The sequence below is a fragment of the Inquilinus ginsengisoli genome, assembly GCF_050434925.1.
Taxonomy (GTDB): Bacteria; Pseudomonadota; Alphaproteobacteria; order DSM-16000; family Inquilinaceae; genus Inquilinus; species Inquilinus ginsengisoli_B.
Genome location: NZ_JBNDJK010000001.1, coordinates 8,149,605 through 8,164,306, shown reverse-complemented (window position 1 = coordinate 8,164,306; position 14,702 = coordinate 8,149,605). Strand labels below are relative to the sequence as shown.

The 14,702-nt window shown below is 70.0% G+C and carries 13 protein-coding genes; 11 read left to right on the top strand and 2 right to left on the bottom strand.

The genetic code is table 11. The features are described 5' to 3' along the window. Nucleotides 1-81 precede the first annotated feature (81 nt). From QFZ27_RS38075 to QFZ27_RS38065, 3 genes are read left to right on the top strand one after another with little or no spacing between them, the layout of a single operon-like run. Complete coding sequence (locus QFZ27_RS38075) at nucleotides 82-1,359, top strand: NAD(P)/FAD-dependent oxidoreductase (RefSeq protein ID WP_429232153.1); 1,278 nt, start codon at nucleotides 82-84, stop codon at nucleotides 1,357-1,359. A gap of 29 nt (nucleotides 1,360-1,388) precedes the next feature. Continuing rightward, entirely contained in the window at nucleotides 1,389-2,096 is a 708-nt protein-coding gene (locus QFZ27_RS38070; RefSeq protein WP_429232152.1) for a GntR family transcriptional regulator, read from the top strand. Between the two features lie 19 nt (nucleotides 2,097-2,115). Continuing rightward, the gene (locus tag QFZ27_RS38065; RefSeq protein ID WP_429232151.1) at nucleotides 2,116-2,604 is read left to right on the top strand and encodes an Lrp/AsnC family transcriptional regulator; all 489 of its coding nucleotides are present in this window, start codon (nucleotides 2,116-2,118) and stop codon (nucleotides 2,602-2,604) included. Nucleotides 2,605-2,756: 152 nt separating this feature from the next. Here the strand turns inward: QFZ27_RS38065 and QFZ27_RS38060 are convergent, their stop codons facing one another. Together QFZ27_RS38060 and QFZ27_RS38055 are read right to left on the bottom strand one after the other, a co-directional pair. Next, entirely contained in the window at nucleotides 2,757-3,692 is a 936-nt protein-coding gene (locus QFZ27_RS38060; RefSeq protein ID WP_429232150.1) for a 2-hydroxyacid dehydrogenase, read from the bottom strand. A gap of 3 nt (nucleotides 3,693-3,695) precedes the next feature. Then, nucleotides 3,696-4,547 carry a GNAT family N-acetyltransferase gene (locus QFZ27_RS38055; protein ID WP_429232149.1) on the bottom strand — a complete coding sequence of 284 codons (852 nt, stop codon included), beginning with the start codon at nucleotides 4,545-4,547 and terminating at the stop codon, nucleotides 3,696-3,698. Between the two features lie 341 nt (nucleotides 4,548-4,888). Here QFZ27_RS38055 and QFZ27_RS38050 point away from each other — a divergent pair, with 341 nt between their 5' ends. The 8 genes from QFZ27_RS38050 (at nucleotide 4,889) to QFZ27_RS38015 (ending at nucleotide 14,698) form a co-directional block, all read left to right on the top strand. Beyond that, nucleotides 4,889-5,992 carry an NAD(P)/FAD-dependent oxidoreductase gene (locus QFZ27_RS38050; RefSeq protein WP_429232148.1) on the top strand — a complete coding sequence of 368 codons (1,104 nt, stop codon included), beginning with the start codon at nucleotides 4,889-4,891 and terminating at the stop codon, nucleotides 5,990-5,992. Nucleotides 5,993-5,994: 2 nt separating this feature from the next. Beyond that, a complete protein-coding gene (locus QFZ27_RS38045) occupies nucleotides 5,995-7,467 on the top strand; it encodes an aldehyde dehydrogenase family protein (RefSeq protein WP_429232147.1) in 1,473 nt (490 codons plus the stop codon). 211 nt (nucleotides 7,468-7,678) lie between these two features. Continuing rightward, nucleotides 7,679-8,590, top strand: coding sequence for a MurR/RpiR family transcriptional regulator (locus tag QFZ27_RS38040; protein ID WP_429232146.1), 912 nt, complete (start codon nucleotides 7,679-7,681; stop codon nucleotides 8,588-8,590). Next, nucleotides 8,587-9,435: a D-amino acid aminotransferase gene (locus tag QFZ27_RS38035; RefSeq protein ID WP_429232145.1), complete on the top strand. Its 849-nt coding sequence runs from the start codon at nucleotides 8,587-8,589 to the stop codon at nucleotides 9,433-9,435. The genes QFZ27_RS38040 and QFZ27_RS38035 overlap by 4 nt, the downstream gene beginning before the upstream one ends. Beyond that, a complete protein-coding gene (locus tag QFZ27_RS38030) occupies nucleotides 9,432-11,276 on the top strand; it encodes an ABC transporter ATP-binding protein (RefSeq protein ID WP_429232144.1) in 1,845 nt (614 codons plus the stop codon). Before QFZ27_RS38035 ends, QFZ27_RS38030 begins: the two co-directional genes overlap by 4 nt. 32 nt (nucleotides 11,277-11,308) lie before the next feature. After that, complete coding sequence (locus tag QFZ27_RS38025; RefSeq protein ID WP_429232143.1) at nucleotides 11,309-12,835, top strand: glutathione ABC transporter substrate-binding protein; 1,527 nt, start codon at nucleotides 11,309-11,311, stop codon at nucleotides 12,833-12,835. Between the two features lie 58 nt (nucleotides 12,836-12,893). Further along, a complete protein-coding gene (gene gsiC, locus QFZ27_RS38020; RefSeq protein ID WP_429232142.1) occupies nucleotides 12,894-13,814 on the top strand; it encodes a glutathione ABC transporter permease GsiC in 921 nt (306 codons plus the stop codon). Then, the gene (locus QFZ27_RS38015; protein ID WP_429232141.1) at nucleotides 13,811-14,698 is read left to right on the top strand and encodes an ABC transporter permease subunit; all 888 of its coding nucleotides are present in this window, start codon (nucleotides 13,811-13,813) and stop codon (nucleotides 14,696-14,698) included. The genes gsiC and QFZ27_RS38015 overlap by 4 nt, the downstream gene beginning before the upstream one ends. Nucleotides 14,699-14,702: the final 4 nt, after the last annotated feature.

Sequence of the window (14,702 nt, the reverse complement as noted above, 5' to 3'; positions counted from 1 at the left end):
GACGTGGTCAAGCTAGTGGGTCGCCGCCGCGACGGGCGCTGACCGGGCGCGCGATCAGGCGGGGCGCGATCAGGATCGATCATGAAACTGGCTTCCTACTGGATGGATTCCGTGACGCCGTTCCAGGGCGCCGCCACCGGCCCGGTCGAGGGCAAGGTGGATGTCGCCGTGATCGGCGCCGGCTTCACCGGGCTGTCGGCGGCGCTGGCGCTGGCAAAGCGCGGCGCCCGGGTGGCGGTGCTGGACGCCGGACGGGTCGGCGCCGGCGCCTCCGGCCGGAACGGCGGCCAGTGCAACAACGGTCTCGCGGTCGATTTCCAAGGCGTCGCGGCCCGCCACGGCCTCGACCGGGCCCGGCTGCTGTACCGCGCCTATGACGCCGCAGTGGACACGGTCGAGCGGCTGGTGCGGGAGGAGGGGATCGACTGCGATTTCCGCCGCACCGGCAAGATCAAGCTGGCCGCCAAGCCGGAGCATTTCGACAAGCTGCAGCGGGCGCAGGAGGTGCTGGCGCGCGAGGTCGACGCCGACACCGCCCTGATCGCGGCCGGCGACCTGCGCGCCGAGATCGGCTCCGACCGGTTCCACGGCGGGCTGGTCTACCGGAAGAGCGCCGGCATGCATATGGGCCGGTTCTCCAGGGGGCTGGCCGAGGCGGCGGCGGCGCGGGGTGCGATGATCTTCGAGGACGCGCCGGTCTCGGCGCTGGAACGGCGGAACGGCCACGCCCATGAGGTGGTCACCGCCCGCGGCCGGCTGACGGCGTCGCAGGTGCTGTTGGCGACCGGCCCGTCGCGCGCCGGACCTTTCGCCTGGTTCCGGCGCCGCGTCATCCCGATCGGCAGCTTCGTCATCGTCACCGAGCCGCTCTCGCAGGCGCTGGTAGACGAGCTGATGCCGACGCGCCGGATGGCGACGGATTCGAAGAATGTCGGCACCTATTTCCGCATCCTCGGCGACAACCGACTGCTGTTCGGCGGGCGGGCGCGCTTCGCCATCTCCAGCCCGCTTTCCGACGCCAAGAGCGGCAAGGTGCTGCAGAAGACGTTGCGCGGGGTGTTTCCGCAGCTCGGCGAGGTGCGCATCGACTATTGCTGGGGCGGGATCGTCGACATGACCGCCGACCGGCTGCCCCGGGCCGGCGTGCATGACGGCCTCTACTATTCCATGGGCTACAGCGGCCACGGCACCCAGATGGCCACCCATATGGGCGCGGTGATGGCCGAGGTGATGAGCGGCCGGCCGGAGGCGAACGTCTTCCGCGACCTCGACTGGCCGGCGGTGCCCGGCCATTTCGGGCCCCCCTGGTTCCTGCCCCTGGTGGGCGCTTACTATCGGCTGCAGGACGTCCTGCATTGAGCGGGGCATCACGGAGGGTGGGGCAGCGCATGGCACAGGCGAACAGTGGGAAGGTCAAACAGCTGAAGCGGACGACGCTGTCCGGCCAGGTCAGCGAGCAGATCCGCGCCTCGATCCTCGACGGCACCTTCCCGCTCGGCGCCCAACTCAACGAGATGGAGCTCGCGGCCAGCTTCGGCGTCAGCCGGGGACCGGTGCGCGAGGCGCTGCAGCGGCTGATCCAGGAAGGGCTGCTGCGCAGCGAGCCGCATCGCGGCGTGTTCGTGCCGGAGCTGACCGACGAGGACCTGCAGGACATCTACTTCGTGCGCCGGTCGCTGGAGCTCGTCGCCCTGCGGCGGGTGATGGCCCTGCCGGACAGGACCGCGCTGGCCAAGAAGCTGAAGGCCGTCGTCAAGCAGATGGAAGCCTCCGTCCGGCGTGAGGACTGGTCGCGCACCGCCGAGCTGGACCTGGAGTTCCACCGCGAGATGGTCGACACCGCCGGCAGCCACCGGCTGTCCCGCGGCTACGCCACGCTGCAGGCCGAGACCATGCTGTGCCTGCACAAGCTGATGGGCGGCTATCGCGGCAACAAGGCGCTGATCGACGAGCACAAGCTGCTGGCCGACCTGGTCGGCGGCGACGACGCCGAAGCGGCGCTGAAGGAGCTGGACCGGCATTTCGGCGACCCGGTGCGGACGCTGCACAAGGCCAACGCCCTGCGGCAGGGCAAGACCAACGTCGCCGCCGAGTAGGATCGTCGAGGAGCAGGTCGTGCATCCAACAGGCAACAGGCTCGATCAGATCGACATGCGGATCCTGGTGCAGCTGCAGCGCCAGGGCCGGATGACCAATGTCAACCTGGCGGATGCGGTCGGGTTGTCGACCAGCCCCTGCCTGCTGCGGGTCAAGCGGCTGGAGCAGGCGGGTTACATCGCCGGCTATGGCGCCCACCTCAATCTGGCCAAACTGGGCGAGACCGTCACCGTCTTCACCGAGATCACGCTGGCCGACCAGACGATGCCCTATTTCACCCGCTTCGAGGCGGCGATGCGCGGCCTCGAAGAGGTGATGGAATGCCACCTGGTCAGCGGTGGCTACGACTATCTGGTGAAGTTCGTCACCCGCAGCCTGTCGCACTACCAGGAGGTGATGGAGGGGCTGCTGGAGCGCCCGGTCGGGATCTCGAAGTATTTCAGCTATATCGTGATCAAGACGCCGGTCCGGAAGACCGAACAGCCGCTGATGAGCCTATTCGCCTAGAGGCCGTCCCGAAACTCTACTCCGACGGCCATCTGACGCGGTTTTCTGCGCTTCCGGTGCTCACGGACTTAAACGTCCGCTGCGCGCCGGTTCTCGAAAACCACGCCAGCTGACTCGTCGGAGCGACTTTCGGAACGACCTCTGGACTGCGCTCAATACGCTTGTCGGCGGTCGACGATGTTCTCCATCGGCAGCCCGTCCCGGTGCCGGCGGATCGCGCGGATCACCTGGCGGGCGGCGGACTCCGGATGGGTGACGCTGGCCACATGCGGCGTCAGCATGACGCGCGGATGCTTCAGCAGCGGATGGTCGGGCGGCGGCGGCTCGGTCCCGAGCACGTCGAGCATCGCGGCCGAGACCTGCCCGCTCTCCAGCGCGGCCAGCAGGTCGGCCTCGACCACATGCCCGCCGCGGCCGACATTGACCATACCGGCCCCGGCCGGCAAGGCCGAGAAAACCTCCGCGTTCAGCAGGCCGCGGGTCGCCTCGGTCAGCGGCAGCAGGCAGACCAGGATCTCGCAGGCGTCCAGGAACTCCGGCAGCGCCTCCAGCCCGGCGAAGCTGGTGACGCCGGGGATCGCCTTCTCCGAGGCACTCCAGCCCCGCACCACGAAGCCGAGGTCGCGCAGCGCCTCGGCCGCGGCGCGGCCGAGCACGCCCAGGCCCATCACCCCGACCGTGCGGTCGGCGCTGCGCCGAACCGGGCGTGGAGCCCAGCGGCCCTCCCGCTGGTCAGCGAGATAGGCCGGGACGTCCCGGTGCAGCGCCAGCACGGCGTAGAGCAGGTATTCGACCATCGAGCGGGTGAGGTCCGGATCGACCATGCGCACGACCTGGACCCGCGGCGGCAGGCGGTCGAGGCCCAGATGGTCCACTCCGGCGCCCAGGGCGAACAGCACCTCCAGCTTGGGCACCGACTGCGCCAGATCCTCGGGCGGGATCCAGGCCACCAGATAGGCGGCATCCGACGCTGGGCTATCGGGCGACCAGACCTCAAGCGCGATGTCCGGCGCCTCCTCCCGGAACACCCGGTCCCAGACCGCGCCGCGGACCGGGTCGGATTTGTACAGCAGCGTCGGGCGGGTCATGGTTCAGCCCAAAGCCTGGTTGATCAGCCCGAAGATCCTCGCGGAAGGCGATGCCGCCGGCCGGTCGCCGCGCCGCATGGTCACGACCGTGTCGACCCGCGCCAGGCCAGCGGCTGCGAGCTGGTCGGCGAAGGCGCCGTCATCCGGCGTGTCGACCCGCAGGAAGCGGCCGGCATGCTCCTCCAGATGCGCCTGCAGCAGGGCGATCGCAGCGGCCCCGTCCGGCGCGACGATCGGGCCGACGACATGGCCGCGGCCGAACGGGCGGCACAGGCTGAAGCCGAGCAGATCGCCATCCACCTCGTAGCCGAACCCGGCAGACCGGATGGCGAGACCGTCCAACGCCGCCGACCGCTCCGCGCCATAGGCCTGGCGATCGAGGTCATGGACCCGCGGCCAGTCCTCGGCCGAAATCGGCCGCACCCATCCGGCCGCGGCAACGGCCGGTACCGGCTGCACCGGCCCCTGGTGCTGGTGGATCCGGCCGATCTCGCGGAACCCTTCGGACCGGTACAGCCGCAGCCCGGCCGGGGTGGCGTTGAGCTGCAGCACGCGGTCGCCGGCCCGGTCGAACAGCCATTGCATCAGCCGCCGGCCGGTGCCCTTCGCCTGCAGCCGCGGCGAGACGATGATCATGCCGACCGTGCCGAAATCCGGGCCGAACGGCCACCACAAGGCCGAACCGATCACCCGGCCGGCGCCGTCGCAGGCGACCACGCCATGGCCGACCTCGCACACGAAGCGCCAATCCTCCGGCCGGTGCGCCCAGCCGACCTCCACGGTCAGGGCGTGCAGCGCCGGCAAATCCTGCTCCGTCATCGGGCGCAAGGTCGGGGGAGGGGTGTCCTGGGTCATCACCGCTATCTCTGGTCGGGCACGTGTCCTACAGCTTGCTCCGTGCATCCTGGCACGATCGGCCAAAAAGCCGGCGCCACACCATGTGGATGCACCAAGGCGACACGCATCCATGGCAGCATCTGCCACGCCGGCCGGTCTAGCCTCGGTGGCAGGCAATGGGGACGATTGGATTAAGAACAGACCGCCCCTTTTCTGTCATTGCCGGGCTTGACCCGGCAATCCAGGAGGTGTCGACGCCCTCTGGATGCCCGGGTCAAGCCCGGGCATGACAGATGTGGGTTCTGTTCCTTCACCGGATCGACCTCTCAATCAGTCTCAGTGGAAACAGGGCATATCCCATGGCTCGTATCGTCATCATCGGTGCCGGTATCGTCGGTCTGTCCGTGGCGCGGGCGGCGCTTAAGCGCGGGCACGAGGTGCATCTGCTGGAGCAAGGCGAGGTGCCCAACCCGCACGGCGCCTCCTACGACCAGCACCGGATGATCCGCTACCATTACGGCGCGGCCGCCGGCTACACCCGCATGGTGGCGCCGGCCTTCGAGGCGTGGTCGCGGGTCTGGGACGACATCGGCAGCGAGCAGTTCGAGGACACCGGCGCGATCGCGATCTCGCTGGAGGCGGGCGACTACGCCGCCCAGACGCTGGAAGTCTTCCGCGAGCTGGGCATTCCGCATGACGTGCTGGACCGCGACGATGTGGAGCGGCTATGCCCACATCTGCAGCTGCCCGACGGCGCCTGGGGCGTCGTCGCCTCGCCTGGCGGGCCGCTCTTCGCCGGCCGCATCGTCACCGAGCTGGCGCGCTGGGCGGCGGAGCACGGGGCGGTGGTCGAAGGCGGCTGCCGCATCGCCCGGGTGGACCAGGAGCGCGGCGTCGCCGTCCGGGCCGACGGCAGCACGGTCGAGGGCGACATGCTGGTGGTCGCCGCCGGCGCCTGGCTGCCGGCGCTGATGCCGGAGCGCTACGGCGACGCATCCACCTGGCGGCAGGGCCTGTGCTATGTCGAGCCGCCGGTCCGCTTCGCCCAGTCCTGGCGCGACGCCCCGGCCATCGTCACCCTCGGCGACCATGGCGGCTACACCCTGCCGGACCGCCGCGGCGCCGGCCTCAAATTCGGCCACGGCCCGCACCGGCGCCGCGCCCGGCCGGAGGTCGACGGCTTCGGCTCGGACCTCGCCGGTGAGGGCGAGGCGGTGCTGGCGCCGTTCCGGCCCTATCTCCGCGACGCCGGGGACTATCGCCCGACCCGGATCCAGGTCGGCTACTACGTCCTCGACGCCTCGCGCCGCTTCCGGCTCGACACCGCCGGGCGCGGCCTCGTCGTCACCCATTGCGACGGCCAGATGTTCAAGTTCGGGCCGCTGCTGGGCGAGCGCATCATCGCCATGTTCGACGGCGCCGAGAGCGCATCCGACCTTGCCCGCTGGGCCGCGGGATACTGACCATGCTCGACTTCGATCCCGCCGCGATTGCCATTCCCGCCGGCCATTTCATCGACGGGCGCGTCGTGGCCGGGGAGGGTGAGGCGATCGGCGTCCGCCGCCCCTCCGACAACGCCCTCTATGCCGACCTGCCGATCGCCTCCGCCGACCTGGTCGACCGGGCGGCAACCAACGCGGCCGAGACGCAGCGCCGGACCGACTGGGCCACCCGCGCGCCGCGCGACCGGGCCCGGGTGCTGCGGCGCTTCGCCGACCTGATCGACGCCCGGGCGGAGGATCTGGGGCGGCTCGAGGCGCTCGGCTCCACCCGGCCGATCGCCCAGGCCCTGGCCGTCGACGTGGCCTCGACCGCCGAAGGCTTCCGATTCTTCGCCGAATATGCCGACAAGCTGGGCGGCGAGGTCGCGGCGACCCGCAGCGACAGCCTCGGCCTTGTGATCTCCGAACCCTATGGCGTGGTCGCCGCGATCACGCCCTGGAACTTCCCGCTCAGCATGGCGTCGTGGAAGGCCGGGCCGGCCCTGGCCGCCGGCAACGCCGTCGTGCTCAAGCCGTCGGAGCTGACGCCGTTCTCCACCGTGCTGCTGGCGCAGCTGGCGGTCGAGGCCGGGGTCCCGCCGGGCATCTTCAACGTGGTCCAGGGCACTGGCGCCGTCACCGGCGATGCCCTCTGCCGCCATCCGCTGGTCGGCAAGATCTCCTTCACCGGGTCGACCCGGACCGGCGCCGCCATCATGGCGGCTAGCGCCGCCAGCGGGGTGAAGCCTGTAACGCTGGAGCTCGGCGGCAAGAGCCCGCAGCTGGTCTTCGCCGATACGCCGAGCGCCGACCGCACCGCCCGCCAGGTCGCCGCCTCGATTCTCGGCAATGCCGGCCAGGTCTGCGTCGCCGGCTCGCGCCTGATCGTGCAGCGCCGGCTGCGCGACGAGATGGTGGAGCGGCTGACGGCGCTGTTCGCCGAGGTGCGGCCGGGTCCGACCTGGCGCGGGGACACCAGCTTCTCGCCGATCATCTCGACGCCGCAGGCCGATCGGATCGACGGTATCGTCCGCCGCTCCCTCGCCGTTGGTGCCCGGGCGGTGACCGGCGGCCGGCGAATGGCCGCGATCCAGGACGGCGCCTTCTACGAGCCGACGATCCTGACCGACGTCACCCCCGACACGCCGGCGGTGCGCGAGGAGATCTTCGGCCCGGTGCTGACGGTCCAGGCCTTCGACGACGAGGAGGAGGGGCTGGCGCTGGCCGACCATCCCGATTACGGCCTTGCCGCCGGCGTGCACACCGCGGATCTCGGCCGGGCGATGCGGGCGGTGCGCCGGCTGCAGGCCGGCACCGTCTGGGTCAACCGCTACGGCCGCACGGCGGACTTCATCCTGCCGACCGGCGGCTACAAGCGCTCCGGCATCGGCAAGGATCTCGGTCGCCAGGTGGTCGAGGCCAATCTGCGCCACAAGAGCGTGCTGATGGAGTTCTGATCCCGGCCTCCCCTGCCGTCAATGCGAGCCCGACGGGGCGTGGCCATCCAGAAATCGAGCCGCTGGATCGCCACGTCGCTTCGCTCCTCGCGATGACGGCGTTAGTAAGCGCGGATCTATTTCCTGAAAAAATCTTTACATTCGTCACATCGGATGACAGAAGAATTTTCATCCAGCCGCCCCGCGGCTCCCATTCCTTGCTCGATTCCGCATGGCCCAGGACCTGCCGCAGACCCTGATGAATCGGCTGGCGCAGGGCGTTGATTCGCTCTCGCCGGCGCATCGCCGGGTCGCGGGTTTCGTCCTGGAGCACCCGTTCCGCGCCGCCACCATGGGGATCGAGGACCTGGCCGGCGCCGCCGACGTGTCGGTCGCCACCGCCAACCGCTTCGCCCGCAGCCTCGGCTTCGGCGGCTTCCCCGAATTCCGGGCCGAGCTGCTGCAGCAGTTCCAGCGCGCGCTGGCCCCGGTCGAGAAGTTGCGGGCGACGCAGCAGGGCGGCGAATCGGCCCATGCCGTGCTGCGCCGGTCGCTCGACGGCGTCGCCGCCAATCTCGGCCAGGCCGCGGCGCTGCTGTCCGACGAGGCCTGCGCCGGCGCGGTCGATCTGGTCCTGGCCGCGCGCCGGGTGGTGCCGCTCGGCCTCGGCATCAGCGCCGTCTCCGCCCGCTTCCTGGCCGAGCTGCTGCAGCCCTATTGTCCTGCGGTCGAGGTGATGGACGGCAGCGGCGGCACCGAGCGCATGGTCCGCCAGCTCCTCCGCCTCGGCCCCGGCGATCTGCTGATCCCGATCTCGGTGCCGCGCTATTCCCGCACCACCATCGAGCTGCTGCGCCAGGCCAAGGTGCGGGGCCTGCGCGCCCTGGCCCTGACCGACGGGCCGGCCTCGCCTTTGGTGCCCGACAGCGACGCCGCCCTGTTCGGCCCGGCCGAGCACGGCGTGCTCCACGGCTCCTCGATCGCGGTGATGGCGCTCGCCGAAGGGCTGGCCGGTGCCGTGGCCCAGCGCCGCGGCACCATTGCCGACGCGGCCGAGCTGACCGAGCAGATCATGCCCTTCCTCCTGGTCGACGACGCCCCCGCGCGCCGCCCCCGCCCTCCAACCCCGGAACGCCGACGATGACCCTGGCCTATTGGACCGGAACCTATCTGCCGCTCGACGACGTCAAGGTCTCGCCGCTCGACCGCGGCTACCTGTTCGCCGACGGCGTCTACGAGGTGGTGGCGGTCTATGACGGCCGGATCTTCGAGCTCGACGCCCATCTCGACCGGCTGGCGCGCAGCCTTGCCGCGGTGCGGATCGATCCCGGCCTCGACCGCGCCGGCCTCGCCACGGTGTTCCGGCAGCTGGCCGAGACCGCGCCGCGCCCGGCCGGGACCATCTACATGCAGGTCACCCGCGGCGCCCCGGCCCAGCGCAGCCATGCCTTCCCGGCCGCGTCCCAGGCCAGCATCCTGGCCTTCGCCGGCGCGTTGAAGCGCCTGAGCCGGGCGCAGCAGGAGGACGGCTTCGCCCTGGTCTCGGCGCCTGACATCCGCTGGCTGCGCTGCGACATCAAGTCGATCGCGCTCCTGCCCTCCGTCCTCGCCGCGCAACAGGCGGCCGAGGCCGGGGTGCTGGAGACGGTGATGCTGCGCGACGGCCTGGTCAGCGAATGTGCCGCCAGCAACGTCTTCGTGGTCAAGGACGGGCGGGTGGCGACGCCGGCCGCCGACCATCTCATTCTCGACGGCATCAACCGCCGCCTGTCCATCCGCCTCGCCGAGGAGCTCGGCATCGCGGTCGAGCAGCGCGACGTTACCGAGGCCGAGCTGCGCGCCGCCGACGAGATCTGGATCACCAGCACGACCAAGGAGCTGGCGCCAATCGTGCGGCTGGACGGCGCCGCGGTCGGCTCCGGCCGGCCGGGCCCGGTTTGGCGCCGGGTGCGCGACGCCTTCGACCGCCTGGTCGGGCAGCCGGCATGAGCCAGGCGGCGCCGCTGATCGAGGTCGACGGGCTGACGGTCCAGTTCCCGACCGATGACGGCATCGTCACCGCGGTCGAGGATCTCAGCTTCGCCATCGCGCCGGGCGAGACGGTGGCGGTGGTCGGCGAGAGCGGCTCCGGCAAGTCGGTCACCTCGCTCAGCCTGATCCGGCTGGTCGATTACGGCGGCGGCAAGATCGTGCGCGGCGCGGTGCGCTTCCGCGGCCGCGACGGCAAGGTGCGCGACCTGGCGAAGGCTCCGGCCGAGGCGCTGCGCGCCCTGCGCGGCAACGAGATCGCGATGATCTTCCAGGAGCCGATGACGTCGCTGAACCCGGTCTTCACCATCGGCGACCAGATCGCCGAGGCGGTGATGCTGCACCAGGGCAAGGACGCCAAGGCAGCGCGGGCCGAGGCGCTGCGCATGCTGGAGCGGGTGCGGATCCCGGAGGCGAAGCGGATGCTCGACCGCCACCCGCACCAGCTGTCGGGCGGCATGCGCCAGCGCGTCATGATCGCCATGGCGCTGTCCTGCCGGCCCAGCCTGCTGATCGCCGACGAGCCGACCACGGCGCTGGACGTCACCATCCAGGCCCAGATCCTGCGGCTGATCCGCCAGCTGCAGGGCGAGATGGGCATGGCGGTGATGTTCATCACCCACGACATGGGCGTGGTGGCCGAGGTCGCCGACCGGGTCGTGGTCATGTACCAGGGCCGCAAGGTGGAGGAAGGGTCGACCGAACAGATCTTCGCGGCACCCCAGCACCCCTACACAAAGGCGCTGCTGTCGGCAGTGCCGAAGCTGGGCAGCCTGCGGGGCCAGCCATTGCCGGCCCGCTTCCCGCTGGTCCGGGTCGACGGATCGAAGGAGCCGCCGCCGGCGCCGCAGGACACGGTGCATGCCGGCAGCCCGCTGCTGGAGGTCGACCATCTCTCGACCCGCTTCGACGTGCGCCGCGGCGTGTTCGGCCGGCTGGTCGCCCGGGTGCATGCGGTGGAGCAGGTCAGCTTCGGCCTGCAGCCGGGTGAGACCCTGGCCCTGGTCGGCGAGAGCGGCTGCGGCAAGTCCACCACCGGCCGCACCATCATGCAGCTGCTGGAGCCCTCGGCCGGCAGCATCCGCTTCGAGGGTCGGTCGCTGGCCGAGATGAAGGCGGAGGAGCGGCGGCGGCTGCGCCAGAAGATCCAGTACGTCTTCCAGGACCCCTTCGCCTCGCTGAACCCGCGGCTGACGGTCGGCTTCTCGATCGCCGAGCCGCTGCTGACCCACGGCCTGGCCAAGGGCCACGCGGTGGAGCAGCGGGTGCGCGACCTGCTGGTCCAGGTCGGGCTGCGGCCGGAGCATGCCCGGCGCTACCCGCATGAGTTCAGCGGCGGCCAGCGCCAGCGCATCTGCATCGCCCGGGCTCTGGCGTCGGAGCCGAAGCTGATCATCGCCGACGAGGCGGTGGCGGCGCTCGACGTCTCGATCCAGGCCCAGGTGGTGAACCTGCTGATGGAGCTGCAGGCGCGGCATGGCCTGTCCTATCTGTTCATCTCGCACGACATGGCGGTGGTGGAGCGGGTCAGCCATCGCGTCGCGGTGATGTATCTCGGCCAGATCGTCGAGATCGGGCCGCGCCAGGCGGTGTTCGAAAGCCCCCAGCACCCCTATACCCGCCGGCTGATGGCGGCGGTGCCGGTGGCGGACCCCACCCGGCGCAACCGCGACATGAGCCTGATCGAGGGCGAGATTCCGAGCCCGATCCGGACCCTGGGCGACGATCCGCTGGTGCGGCCGCTCGAGGCGGTCGGGCCGGGCCATTTCGTCGCCCGCCACCGGGTCGGCGACTTCGGCTGAACCGTGAACCAACCAGAGCAAAGGGGAGAGCAATGAGACAGTGGAGACAAGCCCTGATCGGCTGTGCTGCCGCGGCGCTGCTGGCGCTGCCGAGCGCGGCCTTGGCGAAGTCCCTGGTGATCGGCATCCAGGAGAACCTGACCGGCCTGGACCCGTCGAACGTCAACGAGACCTCGGCCCAGTCGGCCTCGCGCCTGTTCTATCAGGGGCTCTACGGCTTCGATCAGGACATGAAGCTGGTGCCGCTGCTGGCCGAGAGCTACACGGTCAGCGATGATGCCAAGCAATACACCTTCGTGCTGCGGCAGGGCGTCAAGTTCCAGGACGGCACCGATTTCAACGCCCAGGCGGTGAAGGTCAGCCTGGAGCGGCTGGCCAACCCTGAGAACAAGCTGAAGCGTCAATCGCTGCTGTCGATGCTGGACCATGTCGAGGTGGTCGACGATCACACCGTCAAGGTGCTGCTGAAGGAGCCGTTCGGCGCCCTGGTCAACACCCTGGCCCATCCCGGCACGATGATCATCAGCCCGGCGGCGCTGGAGAAGTACGGCAAGGACATCGGCCGCAACCCGGTCGGTACCGGCCCGTTCAGCTTCAAGTCCTGGTCGGCCGACACGCTCGAGGCGGTGCGCAACGACAGCTACTGGAAGGGTGTGCCGAAGGTCGACGGCGTCACCATCCGCAGCGTGCCGGAGAATGGCAGCCGCATGGCCATGCTGCAGGCGGGCGAGGCCCAGTTCATCACCCCGGTGCCGCCGGAGATGGTGAAGGTGATCAGGGCCAACGCGAACCTCTCGGTGGTCGAACGGCCATCGATCGTCAACTTCTACGTCGCGCTGAACACCCGCAAGAAGCCGTTCGACGACGTCCGCGTCCGCCAGGCGCTGAACTATGCGGTCGACCGCACCGCCTTCTGCAAGGTGGTGCTCAGCGGCTTCTGCGAGCCGGCGGACTCGCCGATGCCGCCGCCGCTGAAATTCTACGCCAAGCAGGGCGTCTGGCCCTATGACCCGGCCAAGGCGAAGGCGCTGCTGGCCGAGGCCGGCTACGCCGATGGCTTCGAGACCGTGCTGTGGTCCGCCAACAGCACCACCTCGGTCCGCGCCACCCAGTTCCTGCAGCAGCAGCTGGCCCAGATCGGGGTCAGGGTGCAGGTGACGCCGCTCGAATCCGGCGTGCTGTCGCAGAAGATCTGGAGCGTGCAGACGCCCGAGGAGGCGACGGTCGAGATGTACTATGGCGGCTGGTCGTCCTCGACCGGCGATGCCGATTGGGCGCTGCGGCCGCTGCTGTGGGGCAAGGGCTTCCCGCCGAAGCTGTTCAACGTTGCCTACTATTCGAACCCCGAGGTGGATTCGGCGTTGGAGGCGGCGGTGGCGACGGCTGATGAGGCCAAGCGCGCCGAGGCCTACGCCAAGGTGCAGGCCCAGGTCTGGCAGGACGCGCCGTGGATCGACCTGGCGGTCGAGCATGTGCTGAGCGCTCAGGCCAAGGACCTGTCCGGCGTTTTCGTCCTGCCCGACCGCGGCTTCGTGGTCGAAGACCCGGCGTTCCAGTAAGCCTCAGACGCCCACCCTCTGGCGCCATGCCTGAGGGTGGGCGGCTCCCGGAGCCTTCATGCTGCAATATCTGATCCGGCGCCTGCTCGGCATCGTCCCGGTCATGGCGGTGATCGCCGTCCTGGTCTTCAGTTTCGTCCACATGCTGCCGGGCGATCCGGCGCGCCTGGTGGCCGGGCCGGACGCGACCGCGGACGACGTCGCCCTGGTGCGGTCTGATCTCGGTCTCGACAAGCCGCTGCACGAGCAGTTCCTGACCTTCGTCGGCCATATCGTGCAGGGCGATTTCGGCACCTCGCTGAAGACCCGCCGGCCGGTGGCCGAGGAGATCGGCGAGCGGCTGATGCCGACGGTCTGGCTCAGCGTCGTCAGCATGGTCTGGGCGGTGATCGCCGGCCTGCTGATCGGCGTGCTCTCCGCGGTCAAGCGCGGCCGTTGGCAGGATTATGGCGGCATGGTCCTGGCCGTCTCCGGCATCTCCTTCCCGCCGTTCTGGCTGGGCCTCTTGATGATCGGCGTGTTCTCGGTCGATCTCGGCTGGCTGCCGACCGGCGGCTACGGCACCTGGCAGCATTTCGTCATGCCGTCGATCGCGCTGGGCCTGACCGTGGCCGCGGTGATGGCGCGCTTCACCCGCTCTGCGTTCATCGAGATCTTTCGCGAGGATTATGTCCGCACCGCCCGGGCCAAGGGCGTGTTCGAGCGGTCGGTGGTGTGGAAGCACACTCTGCGCAACGCGCTGATCCCGGTCATCACCATGGTCGGGCTGCAATTCGGCTTCCTGCTCGGCGGGTCGATCGTGGTCGAGACCGTGTTCACCTGGCCCGGCCTCGGCCGCCTGCTGGTCGACAGCGTCTCCTACCGCGACTACCCGGTGATCCAGGCGGAGATCCTGCTGTTCTCGATCGAGTTCATCCTGATCAACCTGGCCGTCGACGTGCTGTACGCCTTCGCCAATCCGGAGATCCGCTACCGATGAGCGCCGTCACCGCCCCCGTCGCGTCGGCCGGCGCCGAGAAGGTCCGCTCGCCCTGGCGCGAATTCTGGCGCCGCTTCCGCCGGCAGAAGGTCGGCGTCATCGCCGGCCTGTTCCTGGTGGCGCTGGTTGTCGTGGCCATCCTGGCGCCCTGGATCGCCCCCTATGACCTCGCCGCGCCGGACTACGAGCGGGTGCTGGAAGGGCCGTCCTGGGCCCATCTCGCCGGCACCGACGCCTATGGCCGCGACATCCTCAGCCGCATCGTCTTCGGCGCCCGCATCTCGCTCGCCGTCGGCTTCCTGTCGGTGACGCTGGGCGGTGTCGCCGGCATCCTGCTCGGCCTGGTCAGCGGCTTCTATGGCGGCTGGGTCGACGGGCTGGTGATGCGGTTCTGCGATGTGCTGCTGGCCTTCCCGGGCATCATCCTGGCGATCGGCGTCATCGCCGTGCTGGGCCCCGGCATCGACAACGTGATCTACGCCGTCGCCGTGTTCAGCGTGCCGGTCTTCGCCCGGCTGGTGCGCGGCAGCACGCTGGCGATCAAGCAGACCGTCTATGTCGACGCGGCCCGGGCGATCGGCGTGCGCCACCGCCTGCTGATGCTGCGTCACATTCTGCCGGGCACGCTGCCCAGCGTGATCGTCTACTTCTCGATGCGCATCGGCACCTCGATCCTGACGGCCGCCAGCCTCAGCTTCATCGGCCTCGGCGCCCAGCCGCCCAGCCCGGAATGGGGGGCGATGCTGGCCGATGGGCGCAGCTATCTCGGCGTCGCCGACCACATCACCCTCTTCCCAGGCATCGCCATCTTCGTCACGGTGCTGGCCTTCAACCTGCTTGGCGACGGCCTGCGCGACGCGCTCGACCCGAAGCTGAAGACCTGAGGGA

Bases quoted from the DNA above. Each gene is read 5' to 3' on its own strand.
- QFZ27_RS38075 (WP_429232153.1), top strand. From the start codon at position 82: ATGAAACTGGCTTCCTACTGGATGGATTCCGTGACGCCGTTCCAGGGC.
- QFZ27_RS38070 (WP_429232152.1), top strand. From the start codon at position 1,389: ATGGCACAGGCGAACAGTGGGAAGGTCAAACAGCTGAAGCGGACGACG.
- QFZ27_RS38060 (WP_429232150.1), bottom strand. From the start codon at position 3,692: ATGACCCGCCCGACGCTGCTGTACAAATCCGACCCGGTCCGCGGCGCG.
- QFZ27_RS38055 (WP_429232149.1), bottom strand. From the start codon at position 4,547: ATGACCCAGGACACCCCTCCCCCGACCTTGCGCCCGATGACGGAGCAG.
- QFZ27_RS38050 (WP_429232148.1), top strand. From the start codon at position 4,889: ATGGCTCGTATCGTCATCATCGGTGCCGGTATCGTCGGTCTGTCCGTG.
- QFZ27_RS38045 (WP_429232147.1), top strand. From the start codon at position 5,995: ATGCTCGACTTCGATCCCGCCGCGATTGCCATTCCCGCCGGCCATTTC.
- QFZ27_RS38040 (WP_429232146.1), top strand. From the start codon at position 7,679: ATGGCCCAGGACCTGCCGCAGACCCTGATGAATCGGCTGGCGCAGGGC.
- QFZ27_RS38035 (WP_429232145.1), top strand. From the start codon at position 8,587: ATGACCCTGGCCTATTGGACCGGAACCTATCTGCCGCTCGACGACGTC.
- QFZ27_RS38030 (WP_429232144.1), top strand. From the start codon at position 9,432: ATGAGCCAGGCGGCGCCGCTGATCGAGGTCGACGGGCTGACGGTCCAG.
- QFZ27_RS38025 (WP_429232143.1), top strand. From the start codon at position 11,309: ATGAGACAGTGGAGACAAGCCCTGATCGGCTGTGCTGCCGCGGCGCTG.
- gsiC (WP_429232142.1), top strand. From the start codon at position 12,894: ATGCTGCAATATCTGATCCGGCGCCTGCTCGGCATCGTCCCGGTCATG.
- QFZ27_RS38015 (WP_429232141.1), top strand. From the start codon at position 13,811: ATGAGCGCCGTCACCGCCCCCGTCGCGTCGGCCGGCGCCGAGAAGGTC.